Source organism: Streptomyces sp. NPDC056347, assembly GCF_042262625.1.
Classification (GTDB): Bacteria; Actinomycetota; Actinomycetes; order Streptomycetales; family Streptomycetaceae; genus Streptomyces.
Window position 1 is genome coordinate 16,495 of sequence record NZ_JBHJQP010000022.1, and the last position, 21,207, is coordinate 37,701.

Here is a 21,207-nt window from a genome sequence, read left to right on the forward strand (position 1 = left end):
CACGGCGGGGAATTGCTCAGGGGAATCGCTCAGATGAAGCAGTCCTCCGCATCGGGGTCGGGCGCACCGGTCAGAAATCGGGAGAATGCGTCCAGGGTGTTCTCTCCCAGGAAATAGCCGCCGGTGTGGTGGAGGTGAAAGAGACGCTCCCTCTCGTCCACCAGGAGGATCCCGTACTCGGAGGATTCGTGGCCGACCGGGAACAGCTCCGTCCCCAGTCCGGACGAGAGTTCCCGGATGAGCCGTGCGTCGCCGTCGTACCCGACGGCCGGGTCCATCACCCAGGAAACGCGCCGCACCGTGGGGTGTTCGAGGGTGAGCAGACCGAACGCGTGGATGACGCGCACCGCGGCCGGCACGGGCCGCAGAGGGCATCCCTGGCGCTCCGCGTCCCGTACCCGCACCTGGATGAGCTCCTCGGCCCGCGCCCCGATGTCACGGCCGGGAGCCCAGCCATTGGCGACGAGCCAGTCACGCACTTCGGGTGCCGCTCGATCGGACCTCATCCGTTCTCCTGCCTCGTGATTCGCGCGGGGGAAGCCCCTCCGCACCCTACGAGGGCACGACGATGTGGAACTTTCCGTCGACCACGGCCCAGGCGACATCGGTCGGCGCCGAAGCCGTCGCACTCTCCTGGAGCGGGAAGACGTACAGCCCCTCGGCGGGCGCGCTCAGGTCGCGGAAGAGCGGCTTCTTGCTGATCCAGAGCTTGCCGTCGCCGTCCCAGACGGTCGGGCTGTCGTAGTAGAAGTAGCCGTGCGAGCGCAGCTCGTCGGCGAGCTCCTCGGCCCGCCGCCGCAGCCCGGCGAGCCGGTCCTCGGCCACCGCGTCCGGTCCGGTGCTGAACGCCACGACGTGGTACACGTCGTCGTCGCCGTAGTCCCGGGTGGCCAGCACCGTGGCCCGCGCCACGCCCTTCACGGCAGCCTGCGAGAACAGGGCGTGGTTCTTCTTGGCCCGCTTGCCGAAGAGTCCGCCGCCGAACAGCTCCTTGAGGCCGTCCACGGAATCGAGCTTTGCGGTCAGTTGAACGTTCTGCGACACGCTGGGGACCTTTCACCGAGCATTTTCGTTCGTACACATGTTCCACTCGGAGGGTAGGGCACTCTCGCTGTATGCGCATCCATTTTGTGCCGCCGGGTGCCGGACGACCCTGGGGCGGGCTGCCACGCCAGGGAGCGGCAGCCCGTCAGCACGGCATCGGCACTACGATTCGTCCGGTGCACCGGACGAATCTGACAGCGCCGACCGACAACGGATCCTGGGTCGCTCTCCGTCTGGAGCTTCCCTGCACGGCCGGGCCGGGGCTGCGGCCGTGGGCGGCGAACGGAAACCGGATCGTCCTGTCGCAGGGGCCGGAGACGGTGCTGCTCGCCACCGTCGACGACGACCGGGGCGGAGTCACGTACTCCCGTACGGACCGCTACCGGTCCCCCGTCGCCCCTTTGCGGGCCGCCGGGGCGCGCGAGGTCACCGGGCACGGAGAACCGTCCTGGTGCGCGCGTTGGGCGCATCGCTTCGCCGACGCCCTGGAGGCGTCCCCCCTCGGCCCGCTCCACGAGGGACCGTGGGTGCTCTCCCGGCAGCTCGCCCGGGACGGGGTGCCCCGGGCCGAGGGCGAACCGGCCGGACGGTGGCGTTCCGTGCTGCTCGACGAGCATCCGGACGGCTGCATCGACTGGTTCGCCGGCTCGTGGAACGTGCTGCCGCTACGGCGGATGCCCTCACCGGACCACGGCCGGGTGAAGGCGTACCGCAAGCAGGCCCGGGACGGAACCCTGCCGCCCGTCCTGCTCTGGTGGTTCAGCGGGCTCCACTGCTACCTGGTCCTGGACGGCCACGCCCGCCTCGCCGCCGCCGTCGCCGAGAACCGGGAGCCGCCGGTACTGGCCCTCTCCCGCGCGCAGCCCGAGGAGCGGACCGGGGCCGGGAGGGACAAGGCCCTGGCCACCTACCAACTCACCATGTCCGTCCTGGACGGCCCGCACCAGATGGCGGACCGTCAGGGCGCGGCTCGGGCGGCCAGCCGACTGCTCGCCGCCCAGTTGCACGATCTCGATGTCGCCCACGCCCCCACCCGGGCGTGGCCGGTGCCGGGCGGGCGCCCGGCACCCGCCAGCCCGTCTCCGTAAGACGCCACAAGGAACTCCGCCCTCCCCCTCCGTGATCGCCGGAACCGCCGTGCTCCTCATAGGCGCCGCCACGTACGGCATCCGCCGCGCGGTGTCGCGGCAACGGCGCGGGCGCGGCGGCCACACCGCCGTCAGACCATCACTCGTCGGACCAGTACCTGTCAGGCCATCACCTGCACGCCGAGCTTCCGTAGCAGCAGACCACAGACTTCGCACGGCTCCGTGGTCCTGCCGTGATCGGGGTGCCCCTGACCGCGGATCATCTTGGAAACGATCGCAGAGCCTGCGAAGTGCGGTGCGGCTTCGTCGAGCGTGGTCGTACGGCCGTCGCCGCGCGTGGTGTCGAGGGCCCACAACTGGTCGGACACCAGGGCGGATTCCGCGCAGCGGCCGGTGAACAGCCTGCGTACGTCGAGGGGCAGCGAATCGACGAACGACCGGACAGCGGGATGAAGATTGGCCGCGCCTTCGCCGACCAGGCTCGTATGGCTGACGATCTGGCCGCCGATGAGCAGGGAGGCGGCTACAGCGGGAAATTGCTCAGACAAAGTAGTCCTCCGCGTCCACCGGGGGCTCCCCGGCGAGAAGCCTGGAAAACGCATCCGCCTCATTCGCTCCCATGTAGTACCCACCAGTGTGGTGGAGCTGGAAGAAACGACCGGATTCGTCGACCATAATGATTCCATATTCGAGGGCATCGTACCCGACAGGGAAAAGCTCGGTGCCGAGCTCGAACGAAAGTTCCTTGATGTTCGCCGCGTCGCCGTCGTATCCGAATGTCGGGTCCATAATCCACCCTGATTCCGGGTCGACGGGATGGACCAGCCTCAGTTCGCCGTAGCTTCGGATGACGCGGACGGCGTCCGCCGTCGGAATCAGGGTGACCGAGTGCCGCTCGGCGTCCTCCAGTCGGATCTTGATGAACTCGTTGGCGTGGGCCCCGATGTCGCGCCCGGGAAACCAGCCGCACGAGGACAACCACGCGTGCACCTCGGGCGTCAGGAGATCGTTGTTCACTACTTCTTTCCGTTTCGCGACGAAGGATTTCTACGAGTTTACTCGAATTCCCAGTTGAGGCAGGACGTGCGAACAGGATCGACAGGGTGGCAGAAAATCATTGTGCCGACTGATCAGCTCTCCGGTTTTCCGGGAATAGAGATCTCCGATTTGACGTGAATGCATTACGCCACCTTCCAGTTTTGCCTTCGCTTCACAAATGGTGCGAATCGGCTTGCCCGTCGGGTCCAGCTGGTGCAGTCGGTCACTGATCAGGGAGATCTCGGCACACTTGCCGTGACCGATCCCCTTCTCCTTACCGGCGGCCTTTAGCATGTCTTCGACATTCTTCAGGATCGTGCTGAGCACAGGATGCGGCGCCGGCGCATCCGCGGGCCCGTACGACGAGGAGAGAAGAAGTTGAGCAGCATGCCTCCGTCCTCGACCGGGGCGCCGGACGAACTCCAGCGGCGCCTGGGACTGCCCGACGCCGTGACGATCGGGCTCGGGGCGATGATCGGCGCGGGGATCTTCGCCTCCCTGGCCCCGGCCGCCCGTGCCGCCGGTTCCGGGCTCCTGATCGGCCTCGCCCTGGCCGCGGTCGTCGCCTACTGCAACGCCACGTCCTCCGCCCGGCTCGCCGCCCTCTACCCGGCATCCGGCGGCACCTACGTCTACGGGCGGCAGCGGCTGGGCGAGTTCTGGGGCCACCTGGCGGGCTGGGCGTTCGTGGTGGGCAAGACCGCCTCCTGTGCGGCCATGGCCCTGACCGTCGGTCTCTACGTGTGGCCCGGCCAGGCGCACGCGGTCGCGGTCGCCGCCGTGGTGGCCCTGACCGCGGTCAACTACGCGGGGGTCCAGAAGTCCGCCCTGATCACCCGGGTCGTCGTGACGGTGGTCCTGGCGGTGCTCGCCGCTGTCGTGGTCGCCTCCCTCACCTCCGGTGCCGCGGAAACGGCCCGCCTGGGAATCGGCGGGGACGCGACGGCGGGCGGGGTGCTCGGGGCGGCCGGGCTGCTGTTCTTCGCGTTCGCCGGTTACGCGCGCATCGCGACCCTCGGCGAAGAGGTCCGCGACCCGGCCCGCACCATCCCGCGGGCCATTCCTCTCGCGCTCGGCATCACGCTCGTCGTCTACGTCCTCGTCGCCGTCTCCGTCCTGCTCGTGCTCGGGCCGCGCGGTCTGGCCGCCGCCGAGGCTCCGCTCACGGAGGCCGTGCGCGCGGCCGGGGCCGACCGGCTCGTCCCCGTCGTACGCGTCGGCGCCGCCGTCGCCGCCCTCGGCTCCCTGCTCGCCCTCGTCCTCGGTGTCTCGCGCACCATCCTGGCCATGGCGCGCGACCGCCATCTGCCCCGCGCGCTGGCCGCCGTGCACCCGCGGTTCAAGGTCCCGCACCGGGCCGAACTCCTCGTCGGCGCCGTCGTCGCGGTGGCCGCCGCCACCACGGACCTGCGCGGAGCGATCGGGTTCTCCTCCTTCGGCGTCCTGGCCTACTACGCCATCGCCAACGCCTCCGCCCTGACCCTGACACCGGCCGAGGGGGGCCCGGCCCGGATCGTCCCCGTCGTCGGCCTCGCCGGCTGCCTCGCCCTGGCCTTCGCCCTCCCCCTCCCCTCCGTGATCGCCGGGGCCGCCGTGCTCCTCGTCGGCGCCTCCTCGTACGGCATCCGTCGCGCGGTGTCGCGGTAGCGCGTCCGGGACCGGGCGGCCGCGGGGCGCCGGAAGGACCCCTCTAGCCTGGCCGAATGGCAGACGATGGGGATTTCCGGGTCGGTGACGTGCTGTCGGTCTCCTGCCCCTTCACCGCGACCACGGTCGAACAGGGCGTCACGGGGGACAACGTGTCGGTCCGCTGGCCGTGGTGGGAGATCGACGACGACTGCGCGTTCGCGCGCTGGAACGGAATCGTCGCCCTCGGCGTGGACGACGGCGGGCACGTCGCACCCGAGACGGCCGCCGAACTCTTCCGTACCGACCCTCCGCCCGAGCAGTTGAGGGCGGGAGACCCCTGCCGGGTCGGCGTGCCGCCCACAGTGGTGCACGTGACCGCCTTCGACCACCACGATCCCCCGCTGGAGACGGCCTGGCTGCCGCGCCCCACCTCGACCGTGACCGTGCTCCGCCGGGGCCTCTCCTACCGGGAGTTCCCGGACGGGAGCCATCTCGACGGATCGGGTTTCACCATCCACCCCGGCGACGGCATCCCCTTCACCTTCGAACTGCTGATGCGGCCGTACGCGTCTCTCCGGGCGGGCGACGAAGTGGCCGACGCCACCGGCCGTGCGTGGCGGTTCGACGGGCCCTGGGACTGGACCGCCTTCGACGGGGACCCGGTCGGCGCGGGCCCGGAGTGGCCGCTCGTCCTGCTCACCCGGGCGGGCGCGCCGTGCTCTGCGCAGGACGCGGAGGCGGTGGCGGTGGCCGCGAGCACGAGGACCGGTTCGCACCAGGAGACGCTCCGGGCCTGGACGGAACTCACCGACGCCTCGCCCACACCCTGAACCCACCGGAACCGCCGTGCTCCCCATCGGCGCCGCCGCGTACGGCATCAGCCACGCGCTGCCGCACGGCCGACGCGAACGTGACGACCTCACCGCCTCAGCCATCGGCGCGCGTGGCGTCGAGGGCCCACAACTGGTCGGCGGGACGAAGGTCGACGCTTCCTCCACCGATCAGACTCGCATGGCTGACGGCCTGGCGCCGATCAACAACAAGGAAGCCACGGCAGGGAATTGGTCAGACAAAGAAGTCCTCCGCATCCGGGGTCTCGGCATTGGTGATGAATCGAGAGAATGCGTCGTACGCATCTTCACCAAGGAAATATCCTCCTGTGTGGTGCAGGAGGAACCATCGACCGAATTTGTCCACCAGGATGATTCCCAGCTCTGACGACTCGAATCCTACGGGAAAGAGCGGAACACCCAGGTTGGCAGCCATCTCCGCAATCTCCCGGGCGTCCCCGTCGTACCCGCCGGTCGGCTCCGTTTCGAATGCCGAATCCGATGCCCTCGGGTGCTCCAGACTGAGGAGCCCGTACGTGCGGATCACGTGGACAGCTGCCTCCACGGCCTCAAGAGGGAAGCCCTGGGCCTCTGCGTCCTTGAGCCTCACCTGAATCAGGTCCCGTGCGGAGTCGCCGATATCCCTTCCGGGGAACCAGCCGTTGCGATTCAGCCAATCGAGGACTTCCCTGGTCGGCCCGGTCGAGGGCATAGGATATTCCTGTTCTGCGGGTCTCTCTTCAAAGATGCATGTGAATTCCGGGCTGAGCCCGCCGGGTCACAGCGCGGCGGCGCGCCCGCGTACCAGGAGGTTCTGCGTGCCCAGGCCGATCGCCAGGTACGCGTAGAGCGACGCGGCCCCCAGGACCCCCGCCCCGGCCACGTGGTCGATCCACAGCCCCAGCCCGGCGTGCACGGCGACCGAGGCGAGCCACAGTCCGGTCGTCGCCGCCACTCCCTGGCGCACCACCTCGCCCCCGGGCTCGCGCCAGACCCGTACGGTCCGGGCCCGCACCGCGCCGAACAGCCCCGCGACGAGCAGGCTGACCGCCAGAAGGACGACCGACAGCGCGGGCAGTGGGTGGTCCTTGGCGACCGAGGCGACCCCCAGACCGATCAGGGCGGCCCCGAGGACGGCGAGGACCACCGGGACGACGAGCGAGCCGTTGCGTCGCACCGGGCGGGTGCGCAGCTGCTGTCGTACCACCAGGCTGACGGCCACCAGCGACATGGGGATGCCCCCGCCGTACACGCCCTGCATGCCAACTCCCCATTGGACCAACGTCGTTGCCTGCCGCTGTCGGCGCTGATCATTATGTGGGGCAGCCCCGGTGCCACAGCTGGAATCGGTCGTGTCGGCGTGGCGGGACCGGCGCGGCGCGCGCGGGGAGTCGGTTCGGCCGTGCCGGGGGTTCCGGGCTTCTCAGGACCGCGTCGCTTTCCGGCACTCGTCTCCGGAGCCGCCGCGTCCGACCGGTGTGGTGCGGTCGTACGGGTCGGTCTTCTCGGCGGTGTCGTCCGCCGGGCGGTCGTCGCCGAAGGGCGGGTCGAAGTAGCCCGTCTCGTCGCCGCACCCGCCGTTGGTCATGTCGTACTTGTACGAGACGACCGAGAACGTGCCCGGCTCCGTGATCACCTTATCGGGGTCGTCCCAGTTCAGGACCAGTTCGCGCCGGATGATCGTGCGGACGACCTCGTCGCCGCCGTCCGCGCCCGCGCGGGTGACCGGGTAGACGAAGGTGGCGTCGGCAGTCACCTGGAGCGCACCGCGCTCGCCCTCCTGGTAGGTGAGGCGGCCCCGGGTCTTCACGACGTCGCCGACCAGGCGGGTACGGGAGGGCTGGAAGCGGCTGAAGAGAAGAAGGGGGTTGTTCTTCTTGCTGGGGCTTCGCAGGGCCGTGTCCACGAGGTCCCGCACGTCCTTCTGGTGCGGGTTGAGCAGGGATATCGCCTTCTCCGGGCGCTCGCCGCGCAGAACTCTCCGGTCCAGGCCGGACGCGACGAGGAAGTCCCGGGTGCGGGCGAGGGCCCGCCGCACCTCGGCCTCATTCATCCAGCCGACCGGTGCGGCCTCCGGCACCGTGATCCCCGCCGCCCCATCCGCCCAACTCGCCGCCGGTGAGCCCCGGAACGGCTCGTCCATGGTGGCGCGCCGGGCCGGCCCCGACGGGGGCGCCTGGGTCGGGCGGGCGGTCTCGGCCGCCGACGGCGAGGGATCGTCACCGGAGAACAGGTCGACCACCCGCCCCGGTGCGAGCGCCACCACCAGCAGCACCACCGAGGCCACCAGCCCGAACAGGTAGAGACCCTTGCGCCGCCTGGGTCGTGCGGGGGTGTAGGTGCGCCAGCCGTCCGGTACGCGGTCGGGCTCCTCACGCAGCCGCCTCGTCACCTCACGGGCCCGCGCCGAGGGCTCCTTGGGCGCATCGGCGACACCTTCCACCGACTCGCGCAGGAACCTCTCCCACTCCTCGTCCGATCTGGAAGAACCGTCCGAATCCGTACCCGCGCCCATCCCCGACTCCCCGACCGTCAGCAGCAGATCGCGCCCACTCCCCGGGGCGCGACCGCATGATTGCATGGGGCACCGACAGCGGACCGGGCCGGGTCGACGGGGAGGGCGCGGGCGCACCACCGCCCTGGATCGACCGGGGCCGGGGGCTGGTCAGGCGCCGACCGCGACCAGCGAACGGTGGTGCTTCGGGCTCTCGGCCTCGTCGATCAGAGCCACCGCCAGGTCCGTGTACGAGAACCCGGACGGGCCGCCGACGTCCGGCAGCACCCGGTGGTCCCCCGTCCGGTAATGGCCGGTCCGGGGCGCCTCGTCGTCGAGGAAGACGGGCGGCGGGGCGAGGACGAGCCAGTCGATGTCCGTCTCCGCGGCGCGCAGCACGTCGAGCGCCGCAGCGTGCCCCAGCGAGAAGGCCCGGTACTCCGCCGGGGTCCCGGGCGCGTCGTGGACTGCCACTCCGGGGGCGGTCTCCAGCGTGGTGCCGATCCCGAGGAGGACGAGCCGGCCGACCCCGGCCCGGCCGAGGCCGTCCAGCAGCGCGTGGGCGGCACCCGCGTAGAACTCCGTCGAGGGCACGTCCGTCCGGGCCGCCGCGCCGATCGCCACATCGTGCCCGGCCGCGACCTCCGCGACACTGTCCGCCCGGGTCATGTCACCGGCGACCACGTGCACCCCGTCCCCGCCCAGCTCCCGGTACTTGTCCGGGTCCCGCACCACGGCGGTCACCCGGTGCCCGCGCGCCACCGCCTCGGCGACCGCGCGCCGCCCGGCCCGCCCTCCGGCCCCGAACACAACGATCCTGCTGCCACCCATGGGAATCCCCCTCACCGGGGCCCGCCCAACGCGGGCCGCTGCGCCGGACGCTAGACCGCCCACCCATGGTTTCCGCAACGATAGTTACGTACGCTCGCGAGGTGAACGAACCTCTCGATCCCGACATGTTCACCGGCTGCACCCACGCCCCCACCCCGTTCCGGATCGGCGGCAAGTGGATGCCGATGATCATCCGATGCCTGGAGTCCGGCCCCCGGCGCTTCAGCGAACTGGAGGTCCCGCTGCGGGGCATCACCCCGAAGGTCCTCACGGAAACGCTCCGCGCGATGGAACGGGACGGCTTCCTCACCCGCACCGTCACGGACTCCACCCCGCCCCGGGTGGACTACGCGCTGAGCCCCCTGGGCCGTACGCTGCTCGCCCCGCTGAACGCCTGCTGCACCTGGGCCGCCGCCCACCTCCCGGAGCTCCTCGACGCCCGGGACACGTACGGGGACACCGCACCGGCGCCCGGCGGACCGTGATCCGTCAGCGGAGGTCCGGGCACTCCTCGGCGAAGTCCTGCGAGAAGGCCTGCCACGCCCCGTGCTCCTCACGCGCGCTCAGCCGGTCCGCTTCCGCCGCGGCCTCGGCCAGCTGGGCGGTGCTCAGGGGAACGGCCGCCTCGAAGACCCGGCCGAGGTGGTGGCCGTGCACCATACGACGCGGCACACACCCACCAGGGCGCACCGAGCACCTGACCACCGGCCGACAGGGCGGCGAGCCCCGGACCGAGCAGCCCGAAGACCCCGGCTTCCAGAGTGATGCAGGAGAGCAGCGCGGCGAATCCCGCACCGAGCCCGGCGCCCCGGCCGAACCCTCGGCCGACATAGGAGGAGAAGGCCCCCGCGCTCCAGACATGGGGCGTCATCGCGGTGAAGCCCACCGCGAAGAACAGGAGCACGACCCCGGCGATGCCCAGCGGTACGGGGCCGACGACGACGGCGAGCGGGGAGGCGGCGGCCGTGACCATGAAGACGATGCTCGCGACACCGAGATCACCGCGCAGCCGGGCCCGTTCCCCACTACGGCTGCGACTGTCGGACGGGACCGGTAGCCGGAGTTCCGAGGACATGCTGTCTCCCCCTTGGGAGACGGACGGGACGAAGAGGCGTTCCTGGGCAACCGGAACGGGGCTCGCTCCCCCGCCGCGGCCGCCACACACCCCCATCGACTTCAACGCCACGCACGCGCCGAGGATGCGGTACGGGCGGCGCCCGCGCCCGCGCCCCGGACGGTCCGTAACGCGCTCACGGCTCCCCGTCGCCCGGCACGACCCCGGCCAGCCGCAGCCCCCGGCTCTCCGCGACACGTACGACCTGCCGCAGCGACTCGCTCAGCCGGGCGGCGAGGAACCGGATCTGCGGCGCCGTCGACCTCTCGTCGACCAGAAGGTCATCGGCGTGCCCGAGCAGATCGCCCGCCATGCCGAGCTGGACGCTCTCCATGTCGTCGGCCATCCGCGACATGAGCCCGCCCCCGTCACCCCCCGCCAGCAGATAACAGGGCTTGCCGCCCTCCCCCGTCCACGGCAGCAACCGCGCCATCGAGGGCTCGACGCCCGGCCGTTCGGCGGTGACGTGCTGTTCCATCTCGACCTGCTCTCTTTCTGTAGCGAACTCATCACAGAGTGGGGTCGATCGTCGCTACGCTGCCAGAGGGGCGGGGATGACGGCACACGGGTCAAGACGGGGAGTTGGACCGCATGACAACGAAACGAAGTCCACGCACACCACGCGAGAAGTACGGCGAGGAGCTACGCCTCCGCCGCCTGACCGCCGGGCTCACCCAGGAGGCCCTGAGCGAGATCATCGTCTGCTCACCGACACTGATCAGCCACTACGAAGCGGGCCGCCGCCTGCCGTCCCCGGAGGACGCCCGTCGCATCGACCGCGCGTTGGGGACGGACGGGTTCTTCGAGCGGTGGCTGGAAGACCTGGACACCAGGTACGCCGACCATTTCGCGGCTGTCGCCGAACTGGAGAGACGAGCAACGCTCATCCAGCAGTTCGCACTTTCGCTGGTTCCTGGTCTGCTCCAGACTGACGGCTACGCACGCGCCCTCTTCCAATCGCTGAAGCCCAACTACCGCCCGGATGAGATTGACAAGGACGTCGTCATCCGAACGGAACGTGCCAGCATCCTGGATAGTCCGTTGCAGCCAGTCCTGTGGACGTTGCTAGACGAGGCAGTTCTACGACGCCAAGTTGGCAGCCCTCAGGTCATGGCCGAACAGTTGCGGAAGATCGCGGACATGGCCGAGGCCGGACGGCTCCGACTTCATGTACTCCCGTTCAGAGTGGGAGCACATGCCCTGCAAGAGGGCCTGGCATCCCTCATGAGCTTTCCGGACTCCCAGCCGGTGGCCTACGTCGAAGGCTTCTTGACGGGCAACCTGATGGACGATCCGACGCTAGTGGAGGTCTGTCGCACGGTCTACGATCTTGCCTTGAGCGATGCGATGTCGCATCAGGAATCCATTGCCCTTGTGCGCGCAGCAGCAGAGGAACACGAGCATGGTCACCAGTAGGCGAAGCGTTGCGGACTCGACCATCCTCGCCGGGTGGCGCAAGTCCAGCTACAGCGGCGGCAGCCAGGGCGACTGCCTCGAAGTCGTCGACGGCCACGCCTCCGTCCCCGTACGAGACAGCAAGAACCCCACCGGCCCCGCAATCCTCTTCACGGCACTCGGCTGGTCGGCGTTCGTCGCGGCGGTCAAGAGCGACAGCCTCAACGCCTGACGCGTACCGCACCCAGCGGGCCGGTCCCGCCCGGGACCGGCCCGCTGTGCGTGACAACGCCTCCGTCAAGGCCGGTAGATGCACTCCGCGATCGTCGAGTGCTTCTTCCAGCCGAGCGTCTCGTACAGCGCGCGGCCGGGGTCCGTCGCGCCGAGGACTCCCGTGTACGCGCCCCGGGCCAGGGCCTGGCTGGCGAGCGTGCGCATCACGAGGCTGCCCAGGCCGCGCCGTCGATGGGCCTCGTCGGTCACCACCCGGTCCATGACCGCCGCCTCGCCGATGATCGCCGCCTGCCCCTGGGCCGCCGACCCGCCTGCCGCGTCCCGCACATGTACGTGGACGACACCGTCCACGTACTCGACGGCCACGGCGTACCCCTCGGGCGCACGCGGTTCCGTGACCGTCAGGTCGATGGCCATCAGGTGACCGGTCTCCTCCCAGGCCACCACCCATCCCGGCGTGATCCAGGACTCGATCTCCTCGGGCTCGGCAGGCATCTTCATCCAGGTACGCGGAACCGACACCGAGGCAGCCGCGCCACGGACCAACGACTCCTCGGTCACCGGGAGGACATGGCGTCCCACTTCGGCGGGGTTGTCGGCCACCTCGATGTAGTAGCCCCAGGGCTGTTCGACCGGTGGCGGCGTCCGCCGGGACACCGCCCAGCCCGCCACCCATGTCCTGACCGTGTTCGCGAGCATCGCGCCCTCCCGTCACAGGGCCGCATCCGCAGCCCGCGTAATACTCACAATGCGGAAACGAATGTTACCCACTGCCGGAAGTAAGGCATAGGTGCGATGCGCAGCACTTACATGAAGGCCGAATATCGCCCCCGACGGCTGGCCGCCGCCCGGACCGAGGCGTCACACGCCCCCGGCCGGAACGCTCCCCAGCTCGGCGACGAGGCGGCGGTAGGCCTCGAAGGCCGGCTTGGGCGTGTAGTCGTCGCGCAGGAGGCCGAAGTGGTGGAAGAGGCCGTCGGCGCCGGTGTCGGCGTCGCGCAGGGAGAAGAACGTGTAGCCGTCGATGTTGAGTTCGCCCGCTAGCGCGGCGACGGTCCGGACGACACGTTCCAGGACCTCGGCCTGCCGTCGCTCGGGGCGGTCGGGGCCGGTCGGCCAGCCGTTCTCGCAGATGCGGATCGGTACGGTGTCCGGGATGGCGGCCTTCGGCAGGTCGGTCCGCCGGAAGGCGGTGAGGATGCCGGTGACCGCCGCTTCCAACTGGTCGGCGGCGACGGGGCGGAAGACGTCGGGGAAGAAGTCCAGTCCGACGTAGTCCAGTTCGGCCAGGAAGCGCTCGTCGGCCAGGGCGGCGAGGTCGGACCAGAAGGTGCTGACCGGGCCGAAGGTCGGTACGGCGTTGAAGCCGACCTCGATCGTGTGACCCAGCGCGCGAGCCTCCTCCTTGGCCGCGACGACACCCTGGACCAGGGCGTTCAGGACGTTGGGGCTGCTGCCGTCCAGGACGGGGAGATCGGCGTTCGGCTCCTCGCAGATCTGGAGGGAGGCCAGGTGCGGCCCATGCGCACGGACGGCTTCCCGGACGAATTCGAGCCAGCCGTCCAGCCGCCCCGACTGCTCCCGGAAGGGCAGCACGAGATCGAGTCGGCGCCCGCGCCCGAGGTACTGCTGCGGGTCGGCGGGGGTGGGCGGATCCTGCGGGGACGTGGCCGCGAAGGGCTGGTAGGCGCGGACCGACAGCGTGGATCCCGCACCTTGCAGCCGGTCGAGCGCGTCGGCAATGCGGTCCGGGCGGTCGGGCAGGGCCGGGTGGACGATTCCGTGGTCGTCGCCCAGGAGGCCGCCGGGATAGATGCCGAAGGTCAGGGTCATGATGGTCCCCTCCAAATTTTTGGTGTCACACCAATTTTGGAGTGACGCTATCATTCATCCGTGGGACTCCGAGAGACGAAGAAGCAGCAGACCCGTACGGCGATCGCGGACGCGGCCCTGGGGCTGTTCCTGGAGCACGGGTTCGACCGGGTGACGGTCGCCGAGGTCGCGCGGCGGGCGGGGGTGTCCACCAACACCGCGTTCAACTACTTCCCGGCCAAGGAGGACCTGTTCTTCGACCGGCAGGCCGAGGCCGAGGAGCATCTCGCCGCGCTCGTACGCGACCGGGCGCCCGGCGCCTGCCCGGTGGAGGCGGTCCGGGACGGCCTGCTGGCCGCGCTGCGGGCGAACGAGCCCATGCTCGGGCTCCACCCGGGCGCGGTCAGGTTCTGGCAGGTCATCCTCGACAGCCCCGCGCTCCGTGCCCGGGAGCGCGAGATCGGCGAACGCGCCGAGGCGGCCCTCGCGGTGGCGCTGGCCGAGCATCCGCCGACGGCCGCGGAGGAAGGTACGGGTGGCGCCGATCCACTGCTGCCCACGCTTCTGGCGGGGGCCGTCGCCGGCACGCACCGGGCGGTTCTGCGCGAGATCCGACGTCGCGTCATGTCCGGCGAACCCGCCGCACGCGTAAGGGACACGATCGCCCCGGCGGCGTCCGGGGCCTTCGACCGGCTGTGCCACGGACTGCACGTGGCGGATTGCACGGGCTGAGTCCGGAGGGACCCGACGCCGGCTTCCGGGCGGTGTTGCGCGCGCCCGGGCGGCGGAGAAGCGGAAAGGTGGTCGCGTTTCGCGCCGTGGCACGGAACACCGAGTACGCGCATGGCCGGCCGGTGCGAGCGCTGGAGGTCCTCGACGGCGCCCGTCGCGTGCGACCGTCGCCTTCGTGGCCCCTCCAGTCCGCTCACGCCCTGTGGGACGGTCTCCGGCCCGTCGCGGTCGACCGGCCCCTCGCCCGGAACCGGCCGATGGTCCACGTACCCAGACCGACCAGTACGGCCACTGCGGCGGCGTAGACCGGCAACCACAGGGTCGTGGTGGCGGACAGGCAGTCGGCAACGGCGGCATGGCTCTGGACGCCCTGCGCCTGCGCCAGAGCCGCGGTGTCACGGCCGGCCAGGTCCCCCAGCGCCGCCTGCGTTCGAAGGCTCTCGTAGGCACCCATCGCGGGGCACCGGTCACGCGTGCCCGGCATCGGGAACAGCCAGGCCCAGCGCTGCATCATCGGAGCCAGTGCGATCGCCGCGCACAACCCCACGACCAGCGCGTACGCCACCAGGTTGCGCATGTACACGGACCGGAGGCCGGGCGTCCACGTCGGCAGCCGGTAGAAGGAGAGGACCACCGCGAGAAGCGCCAGTCCGATGTACGTGGCGAACCACTGCCACGACCCCTGCGCGAGCGCGAAGGTCAGCACGGCGGCGAGACCCATGCCCACGATCCCCGCCTGACCGGAGGCATCGCGGCCCGCACCGGTGGATGCCGGGCTCCGGGCTCCTCGGGGGCTGGGATCGTCCACGGTCTCTCCTGCCTGCCTGGTTCGACCACCAGCATCCAGGCGCACCGCGCCGCCGGCCCGCAGCCATGCCGGACCCGCCCGGAAGCCCGGCCCGATTGGCGGCCTTCCGCCCTCCGCCCCTCCGCCCTCCATACTCCCTTTGGCGGATACTGCCGCGCGGGTTGTCCTCATGGGCACCCTCAGCGGCAAGTCCGTCCGCGCCCGCTTGACCGGGCGCGCCAGACACGGGCCTTCCTGGTCCACGCCCCTCCGTCGCCCCGCCACTCCACCGAAATGAGGGAGCCGGGCCGCGCCCGTCGCGCGACCCGGCTCATGCACTCCGTGCGACCGTCAGCAGGGCTTGATGTAATAGGCCGCCGTCCAGTTTTCCCAGTCCTTCTTGTTGTCCGCGGGCGACGACCACAACAGCTTCATGTTCTTGTCGTAGACCCTGGCCGCAACACCATCGGTCTGGTTGTTGATATGGGACCCGGTGCCCATCCAGTTGGACAGCGCGTAGGTCTTGCACTCATAGAAGACGTGAACCCTCCAGATGTTGCCCGCCGCGGGGTCCAGCGTCTCGGTGCAGTACCGCCCCCGGTCGCAGGACGAGAGCCCGGCCGACGTGAGATATGTACGCTCGGCCGAGGGAGAAACCGTCGGCGACGCGGCGGTAATGCCCACCTGCGCGGCCTGTACAGGGGCGGAGAGAGTGAGCGTTGCCGCCACCGCGCCCAGGGCGCCGGCAAGACCAAGAGCAGCCCGGTTGAACTTCACCTGATTGTCCTCCGTTTCAAAGCTTCGGCCCATGGAACACACGGGCCGATCCACCGCTTGACCAGCGGCGGGACCGGATCGGAGCGCCCATCGTGTTGCCCCGGGACAGGTGGCGACAATCCTTTGCGGCAATCCATAAGAGACTTGCCTAGGGGCGGATCAACGTGATATCGCGCAGTCGGCGTCGAAGGATTCCGGCCGGACATCCCACAGCCGTGAACTCTCCTCGCCAGGCACTCGCGAATACTCGGCCCGCCCACACGGCACATCCATTGCCCGCCGGATTTGCCGCACCAAAGGGAACGTCACATTCAAGTACCTAGAGCGGACTTGGTTCGGCCTTAAATTGCTGACGGTCCAGCTGCCCCAGAAGGCCCCGATCACCAATTCGTGACAGAGCCTCAAGTATGAGCATAAATAGCCCCCGACTCTCCGCTCCGATCGCTTATCGGACCGCTCACAGCACGGCACCACTCGATTGCATCGGCAATGCAGAGTTGATACATGTGATGGCACATACGTTCGCGAGACACGGTGGGGGACAACGTGAGAGGGCGGCGCGAGGGCACGAACTCTCCGGTGGTGATCGCGCAACCGGCGGAGCCGATCGCGGCACGCGACGCGCGGGCGGGGACGGCGCCGGCGCACTCCGTCACAGGTCGCACGGCGAATGAGCACCACGGCAGAGGCTGCGGAGAGGCCGCTCGTCGCAGGGGACGGAGAACCTCGCCCAGCCGTTGAGCGTGATGCCGGGGGGAAACGACGGACACAACGCAACACACGGTTACACGCGCGAAGACCCGGTCGGGAGCAGTGGCCGATGCGCACCTCCCCGCACAAGAGGAAACGATTCCCCTGGGGAGCGGGTCATGGATTACGTGGCATGCCGGAGCAGTTCGGCAGAGGGGGGCTTCGCATGGTGGCTTGGGACATCAAACCGCAGGGCGTACAGGGTCAGTTGAAGGTCACCGGCACACATGCCGGGGACCTGGAGAAGGCCCTGACCGCGCTGATGACGACCGTGTCGGAGGCGGCGCAGGCGGCGGGCACGGCCGTGCCCGGCCCGCAGGCCGCGACGCCCCTTCAGGGTCCGGTGGCACCGGGGCAGGCGCCGTTGTCGCAGAAGGCGATGGGGCCGGTGGCTGCGGCGCTGGGTGAGTACCTCGAAGCGCGGCAGAAGAACCTCAAGTCCATGGCCGAGCGCATCGAGGCGGCGATTCTGGGCGCGGTCGAGGCCACGAACGCGTACTGCGCGGGCGACCTGGAGACCGCCGAGCGCGCGCAGAACGCGGCGAAGTCCGTGCGCCTGGATCTCCTCAAGCACGACGGGGGACGCAAGTGAGTGACAACACCTCTCCGGTCGACCCGCTCGGGATACCGGTCTTCACCGGTGATCTGGCACTGCTCGACACGAAGGTGACCGAACTGTCGGGCAGCGGGGCCAAGATCGCGACGGCCGCCGGTGACGTGCACAGCAGCTTCGGCGGGCTGAGCGCCTTCTACAAGGCACCCGAGGCGGAGCAGTTGTTCGCCACGACCAAGCCGGTCACCGACACCGGTCTCACCCTGAGCTCGGACCTGTGCGTCATCGCCGGTGCGCTGGGCACGTACTCCGACGACGCCTTCCCGCTGGTCGAGAAGCTCAAGGAACTCAAGCGGGACGCCGTCGCGTTCCGCGTGAAGGCCGACAGCGACGACAAGTGGCGCGAGGACGGCGACCTGGTCGAGGAGAACAACCGGCGTCGCGACGAGATAGCCGAGGTGTGGGCCGCGTTCCAGGAGGTGGAGCGGGCCTGCCACGCGAAGATCGTCGCCCTGGTCGGGGGCAAGGCGCTCAAGACGAACGACGGCTCCGGCAAGGAGGGCATGTACGGCTACGACGCCGAGGCCCTCAAGCAGGCGGAGGGGCTGCCCTGGGGAGATCCGGTCGAGGAGTCGACCCCCTGGTGGCAGGTGTGGGAGCACGCCTACGACTTCGGCAAGGGTTTCGTCGTCGACGGGGTCTGGGGAACGATCAAGGGGCTGGGCACCCTGGTCGGCTTCGACGGCTGGGATGCCACGAAGCAGGCATGGACCGGTCTGGCCAAGCTCGCCACCGGAGTGACGCTCGCCATCACGCCCGGTGTGAACGCTCTCTTCTGGGCCATGCCGGACGACAAACTCCCCTCCTGGGTGCGGGACTCACGCACGGCGATGAAGGAGACGGGCAAGGCGCTGGTGGCGTGGGACCAGTGGGGTTCCAACCCGGCCCGCGCGGCCGGGGCGGTCACGTTCAACGTCGTGACCACCGTCTTCACCGGCGGTACCGGCGGTGCGGCGGCGGGTGCGGGCAAGGCCGGGATGGCGGCCAAGGCCCTCTCCTTCGCGGGCAAGGCCGGCCGGGTCGTCGACCCCATGACGTACGTCTTCAAGGGCGCCGGCGCCGGGCTCACGAAGATCAACGACGTCATGAACGGCCTGAAGGGCCTGGGCAGGCTCGAGGTCCCGAAGATCGACGTGGACGGTGCGATCGCTCTCCCCGAGGGCACCATTCACCTCCCCGACGGAGTGATCCATCTCCCGTCCGGCTCGCCGGTTCCGGACGGGGCGATCAAGCTCCCCGACGGCGACATCAGGCTCCCCGAGGGCACCACCACCCTTCCGCCGGGCACGGTGAAGCTGCCGGTGGACGGTCCGCCGCAGTTCATGGACCTCAAGGGCAACATCTACGACGTGGACGGCGCGCTCGTCCAGCACGTGAAGGACGCCCCGACGGGCCGGCCGGACGCGGGCGCCGACCTCCCGCGCACCGACGCCCCGAACGTGGACTCACCGGCCACCGCCGCGGTCCCGGAACGCGAACTGGTGGGCGTCGGCGGCCGCGGCGGCGACGACGCGATCCGCCTGGGCAGCGACATCTCCGACCCGGTCCACGTGCCTGAGCACGCGCCGGACCACGCACCGGGCGGCCACGCGGGCGATCACATGCCCAGCAACCGTCTCGACAACACCCCTGGTGGCGGCCACACCGACGGACCCTCGGGGCACGGAAACGCCGACGGCCCTCCCGGCGCGGGCAGCCACACGGACGGGCCCGGCGGCGGGCACCACGAGCCGTCGTCCGCGGACGGCGGCAGCCATGTGCCGGGCACCCCGGGGACAGGCGGTCCGGGCGGCGCGGCGCACGGCGCGGATGACGCGGCGCAGCCGACGCACCCGGACGGCCGCGAGCCGAGCGTCGAAGAGATCAAGGCCAAGCAGGACGAGTTCATCCGACGCGCGAACGACCCGGACAAGACCTGGTTCGACCAGTACTACCGGATCGACGGCCATCGCCACAGCATCCACACCAAGATCGACGGCGTCGAGCTGCCCATCCTCGCGAAGGACAGCGACGGGTCCTGGATGTCCAAGAACGAGCTGCCTTCGGCCCCGGGAGTGGAAAAGTACGGCCGCGACCCGCTGACCCGCGACAGCGCTCCGGTCGACCAGATCGACCATCTCGACGATGTCGCGAAGGACCGCAAGGTCTCCGTGGAGCTGTCCAACGCCGAGCGCGCGCACAAGAACAGTCCGACCGAGCAGACGCTGGCGGACGTGGAGCGCGCCAGGCAGCAGTTCATCGACCACTTCGACGACCAGACGTCCAACAACAGCAGCTACTCCGAGCGTCTGGGCGAAGACGCCGCACGGCTGCACGTGGTACCCGAGCGGTTCGCGGGTTCGGTCGAACAGCCCCTGCCGAAGACACCCAACGGCGCCAACATGTTCGACCAGTTGTACCGGCGGCCGGACGGCAAGCTCATGATCGTCGAGGCGAAGGCGCCGAAGTCGGGGCTCATCTGGCGCAAGGGAAATGGCGCCGCTTCAGGGCTTATGGTTCAGCAGGGCACCAGACGCTACCTGGAGACCATAATCGCCGAAATGAACCTTCGCCCTAAACTGTCAGTAACCGACAGTGCGGGTAAGGTTTGGAAGAATTCCGATCTGGCAAGCGAGCTGGAAACGGCCCTCATAAATGGAAAACTCGAATATGTAATGGTGAAGGCCGGCGAAGGAAGCGGCAGCTACGCCGGAGCTGTCCTCGAGTACTTCAAGATCTGATATTAGCAGGAGAGAAAGTGGCCGTAATCGTAACTCGACAGGTTTATCCGGTAGCCGAAATGAATGAAGTCATCCCCACCATGGAGAAATCTCTGGACAATATGGTGCAATCCATCGAGGCTTCGCAAAGTGCCAGAAGCATGGTCTTGTCGAAGTCTCTGAACGTGGCCCGCATCCGTTGCGTCGGGGATCCGGACGCGGTGATGCTGGAGACCTGGGAGTCGTGGCTGCTGGCCATGCAGGTGTCCTCGGCCGTCTTCGCCGCCGCAATCACCGACCAGCCGACGGTGACCTGCAAGATCCGCCAGGAGCAGCGGCAACTCGAAGCCACGGGGCCGCAGTTCTACCTCAATGCGGGAACCTGGGTCGAGGCGTTCTACCTGGCGTTGATCTGCCGGGAGACGGCACGGCTCGACATGCTGGCGCGGGTGCCCGAATCGCTGCTGCGTGACTGCGGCGGCGTCATGGACGAGTACATCTACGCCTGGGTGGAGACCCTGCGGAGCTTCTGGCTGCGACGCGACGACGTCGGCCAGCACCTCGTGCGAGCCGTGGACCTGAGCGCACCGGAGCACGCCCGCGTCATGGATTCCGAGACCATGAGCAAGCTGAAGTACCCGCCGATGATGATGTTCTACCGGTACCTGCGCAACGACACGGCCGGCTTCAACGAAGCCCTCAACGACGCCCTGCGCTGGCACAAGGAGTACTGGACGGCCGACGAGGACCGCACCGAGAACATCGAAGGAGTCGTGGCCATCGCCCCCCTGGCCATCGCCTGTCTGGCCAAGGCCAACGGCATCCCGATCGAGGTCGAGTCCGGCTACCTGCCGAGCGCCCTGCTCGACTTCTCCTGGCGCGGCGAGTTCGACGCGTGACGCCGTAGTCCGGTGTGCCGGGGCCGGGGCACCCGCGCAGGCGTGGGCGCCCGGCAGCCCCGGCGGGTGTCGCTCCGGCCGGTCACAGGCCGGTGATTTCCCGGGCCTTCTTCAGCACGGAGTCGAGCGTGTTCACCGCGGTGTCCTGCCGCCTCGCGCGCTCCGCCCGGTCCGCCGGGACCAGTCGCGCGGCGACCTGCACGGCGTAGGCGTCCGGGTCGCCGAAGGCGGCCCGCGGGTGCTCCCCCGTGTCCGCGCAGTGGGTGGTTACTTCCTTGACCGCCTGGAGCACCACCGGCCGGTCCACGCCCGGCTGCATGGCCAGCCGTACCTGGAAACGCGCCATCCACTTCTCGCGGTCCTTGTCCCCCGCCGCGTCCGTTGTCCGGTCCTTCTTCGCCATGTGCCCTCCCGGGTGGTCGGCAGTCGTCCGTCGAAGGG

The 21,207-nt window shown here is 69.7% G+C and carries 26 protein-coding genes; 10 read left to right on the forward strand and 16 right to left on the reverse strand.

The window, feature by feature from the left end; translation table 11 throughout:
* Positions 1-29 precede the first annotated feature (29 nt).
* Both ACFCV8_RS08250 and ACFCV8_RS08255 read right to left on the reverse strand, forming a co-directional pair.
* Positions 30-506, reverse strand: coding sequence for an SUKH-3 domain-containing protein (locus ACFCV8_RS08250; protein WP_376684472.1), 477 nt, complete (start codon positions 504-506; stop codon positions 30-32).
* Between the two features lie 46 nt (positions 507-552).
* Positions 553-1,044, reverse strand: a complete 492-nt coding sequence (locus ACFCV8_RS08255; RefSeq protein ID WP_376684473.1) for a hypothetical protein — start codon at positions 1,042-1,044, stop codon at positions 553-555.
* 176 nt (positions 1,045-1,220) lie between these two features.
* Here ACFCV8_RS08255 and ACFCV8_RS08260 point away from each other — a divergent pair, with 176 nt between their 5' ends.
* Positions 1,221-2,132 carry a hypothetical protein gene (locus ACFCV8_RS08260; protein ID WP_376684474.1) on the forward strand — a complete coding sequence of 304 codons (912 nt, stop codon included), beginning with the start codon at positions 1,221-1,223 and terminating at the stop codon, positions 2,130-2,132.
* 161 nt (positions 2,133-2,293) lie between these two features.
* Here ACFCV8_RS08260 and ACFCV8_RS08265 read toward each other — a convergent pair whose 3' ends face one another.
* The 3 genes from ACFCV8_RS08265 to ACFCV8_RS08275 are packed head-to-tail and all read right to left on the reverse strand — an operon-like array spanning position 2,294 to position 3,596.
* The gene (locus ACFCV8_RS08265; protein ID WP_376684475.1) at positions 2,294-2,680 is read right to left on the reverse strand and encodes a YwqJ-related putative deaminase; all 387 of its coding nucleotides are present in this window, start codon (positions 2,678-2,680) and stop codon (positions 2,294-2,296) included.
* On the reverse strand, positions 2,673-3,149 hold the full coding sequence (locus ACFCV8_RS08270) for an SUKH-3 domain-containing protein (protein WP_376684476.1): 477 nt from the start codon (positions 3,147-3,149) through the stop codon (positions 2,673-2,675). Before ACFCV8_RS08270 ends, ACFCV8_RS08265 begins: the two co-directional genes overlap by 8 nt.
* A 30-nt stretch (positions 3,150-3,179) precedes the next feature.
* Positions 3,180-3,596 (reverse strand): YwqJ-related putative deaminase, encoded by a 417-nt coding sequence (locus ACFCV8_RS08275; protein WP_376684512.1) that lies wholly within the window; start codon positions 3,594-3,596, stop codon positions 3,180-3,182.
* On the opposite strand from ACFCV8_RS08275, the gene ACFCV8_RS08280 reads away from it, so the two are divergent.
* Together ACFCV8_RS08280 and ACFCV8_RS08285 are read left to right on the forward strand one after the other, a co-directional pair.
* Positions 3,558-4,817, forward strand: coding sequence for an APC family permease (locus ACFCV8_RS08280; protein WP_376684513.1), 1,260 nt, complete (start codon positions 3,558-3,560; stop codon positions 4,815-4,817). The two genes, ACFCV8_RS08275 and ACFCV8_RS08280, sit on opposite strands and share 39 nt — an antisense overlap.
* A 56-nt stretch (positions 4,818-4,873) precedes the next feature.
* Positions 4,874-5,629: a hypothetical protein gene (locus ACFCV8_RS08285; protein WP_376684477.1), complete on the forward strand. Its 756-nt coding sequence runs from the start codon at positions 4,874-4,876 to the stop codon at positions 5,627-5,629.
* Positions 5,630-5,864: 235 nt separating this feature from the next.
* Here the strand turns inward: ACFCV8_RS08285 and ACFCV8_RS08290 are convergent, their stop codons facing one another.
* The 4 genes from ACFCV8_RS08290 to ACFCV8_RS08305 form a co-directional block, all read right to left on the reverse strand.
* On the reverse strand, positions 5,865-6,341 hold the full coding sequence (locus ACFCV8_RS08290; protein ID WP_376684478.1) for an SUKH-3 domain-containing protein: 477 nt from the start codon (positions 6,339-6,341) through the stop codon (positions 5,865-5,867).
* 66 nt (positions 6,342-6,407) lie between these two features.
* Positions 6,408-6,890 carry a hypothetical protein gene (locus tag ACFCV8_RS08295; protein ID WP_376684479.1) on the reverse strand — a complete coding sequence of 161 codons (483 nt, stop codon included), beginning with the start codon at positions 6,888-6,890 and terminating at the stop codon, positions 6,408-6,410.
* Positions 6,891-7,052: 162 nt separating this feature from the next.
* Complete coding sequence (locus ACFCV8_RS08300; protein WP_376684480.1) at positions 7,053-8,144, reverse strand: hypothetical protein; 1,092 nt, start codon at positions 8,142-8,144, stop codon at positions 7,053-7,055.
* A 150-nt stretch (positions 8,145-8,294) separates the two neighbouring features.
* On the reverse strand, positions 8,295-8,954 hold the full coding sequence (locus tag ACFCV8_RS08305; RefSeq protein WP_376684481.1) for an NAD(P)-dependent oxidoreductase: 660 nt from the start codon (positions 8,952-8,954) through the stop codon (positions 8,295-8,297).
* A 101-nt stretch (positions 8,955-9,055) separates the two neighbouring features.
* Between ACFCV8_RS08305 and ACFCV8_RS08310 the strand changes: the two genes are divergently transcribed.
* Positions 9,056-9,439, forward strand: a complete 384-nt coding sequence (locus ACFCV8_RS08310) for a winged helix-turn-helix transcriptional regulator (protein ID WP_376684482.1) — start codon at positions 9,056-9,058, stop codon at positions 9,437-9,439.
* A gap of 68 nt (positions 9,440-9,507) precedes the next feature.
* Here ACFCV8_RS08310 and ACFCV8_RS08315 read toward each other — a convergent pair whose 3' ends face one another.
* Both ACFCV8_RS08315 and ACFCV8_RS08320 read right to left on the reverse strand, forming a co-directional pair.
* A complete protein-coding gene (locus ACFCV8_RS08315) occupies positions 9,508-10,029 on the reverse strand; it encodes a hypothetical protein (RefSeq protein WP_376684483.1) in 522 nt (173 codons plus the stop codon).
* 175 nt (positions 10,030-10,204) lie between these two features.
* Entirely contained in the window at positions 10,205-10,546 is a 342-nt protein-coding gene (locus ACFCV8_RS08320) for a hypothetical protein (RefSeq protein WP_376684484.1), read from the reverse strand.
* Between the two features lie 113 nt (positions 10,547-10,659).
* On the opposite strand from ACFCV8_RS08320, the gene ACFCV8_RS08325 reads away from it, so the two are divergent.
* Together ACFCV8_RS08325 and ACFCV8_RS08330 are read left to right on the forward strand one after the other, a co-directional pair.
* Positions 10,660-11,484 (forward strand): Scr1 family TA system antitoxin-like transcriptional regulator, encoded by an 825-nt coding sequence (locus ACFCV8_RS08325; RefSeq protein ID WP_376684485.1) that lies wholly within the window; start codon positions 10,660-10,662, stop codon positions 11,482-11,484.
* Positions 11,471-11,695 carry a DUF397 domain-containing protein gene (locus ACFCV8_RS08330; RefSeq protein ID WP_376684486.1) on the forward strand — a complete coding sequence of 75 codons (225 nt, stop codon included), beginning with the start codon at positions 11,471-11,473 and terminating at the stop codon, positions 11,693-11,695. The genes ACFCV8_RS08325 and ACFCV8_RS08330 overlap by 14 nt, the downstream gene beginning before the upstream one ends.
* A gap of 65 nt (positions 11,696-11,760) precedes the next feature.
* Here the strand turns inward: ACFCV8_RS08330 and ACFCV8_RS08335 are convergent, their stop codons facing one another.
* Positions 11,761-12,396 (reverse strand): GNAT family N-acetyltransferase, encoded by a 636-nt coding sequence (locus ACFCV8_RS08335; protein WP_376684487.1) that lies wholly within the window; start codon positions 12,394-12,396, stop codon positions 11,761-11,763.
* 162 nt (positions 12,397-12,558) lie between these two features.
* Complete coding sequence (locus tag ACFCV8_RS08340; protein ID WP_376684488.1) at positions 12,559-13,530, reverse strand: hypothetical protein; 972 nt, start codon at positions 13,528-13,530, stop codon at positions 12,559-12,561.
* 60 nt (positions 13,531-13,590) lie between these two features.
* Here ACFCV8_RS08340 and ACFCV8_RS08345 point away from each other — a divergent pair, with 60 nt between their 5' ends.
* Entirely contained in the window at positions 13,591-14,241 is a 651-nt protein-coding gene (locus tag ACFCV8_RS08345; protein ID WP_376684489.1) for a TetR/AcrR family transcriptional regulator, read from the forward strand.
* 193 nt (positions 14,242-14,434) lie between these two features.
* On the opposite strand, the gene ACFCV8_RS08350 is transcribed toward ACFCV8_RS08345, so the two are convergent.
* Both ACFCV8_RS08350 and ACFCV8_RS08355 read right to left on the reverse strand, forming a co-directional pair.
* Positions 14,435-15,049, reverse strand: a complete 615-nt coding sequence (locus ACFCV8_RS08350; protein ID WP_376684490.1) for a hypothetical protein — start codon at positions 15,047-15,049, stop codon at positions 14,435-14,437.
* Between the two features lie 330 nt (positions 15,050-15,379).
* Positions 15,380-15,805 (reverse strand): hypothetical protein, encoded by a 426-nt coding sequence (locus ACFCV8_RS08355; RefSeq protein WP_376684491.1) that lies wholly within the window; start codon positions 15,803-15,805, stop codon positions 15,380-15,382.
* 916 nt (positions 15,806-16,721) lie between these two features.
* On the opposite strand from ACFCV8_RS08355, the gene ACFCV8_RS08360 reads away from it, so the two are divergent.
* The 3 genes from ACFCV8_RS08360 (at position 16,722) to ACFCV8_RS08370 (ending at position 20,766) form a co-directional block, all read left to right on the forward strand.
* On the forward strand, positions 16,722-17,147 hold the full coding sequence (locus tag ACFCV8_RS08360; RefSeq protein ID WP_376684492.1) for a DUF6507 family protein: 426 nt from the start codon (positions 16,722-16,724) through the stop codon (positions 17,145-17,147).
* Positions 17,144-19,888, forward strand: coding sequence for a hypothetical protein (locus ACFCV8_RS08365; RefSeq protein WP_376684493.1), 2,745 nt, complete (start codon positions 17,144-17,146; stop codon positions 19,886-19,888). Before ACFCV8_RS08360 ends, ACFCV8_RS08365 begins: the two co-directional genes overlap by 4 nt.
* Positions 19,889-20,028: 140 nt before the next feature.
* On the forward strand, positions 20,029-20,766 hold the full coding sequence (locus ACFCV8_RS08370) for an immunity 49 family protein (protein ID WP_376684494.1): 738 nt from the start codon (positions 20,029-20,031) through the stop codon (positions 20,764-20,766).
* Between the two features lie 82 nt (positions 20,767-20,848).
* Here ACFCV8_RS08370 and ACFCV8_RS08375 read toward each other — a convergent pair whose 3' ends face one another.
* A complete protein-coding gene (locus ACFCV8_RS08375) occupies positions 20,849-21,169 on the reverse strand; it encodes a hypothetical protein (RefSeq protein ID WP_376684495.1) in 321 nt (106 codons plus the stop codon).
* Positions 21,170-21,207: the final 38 nt, after the last annotated feature.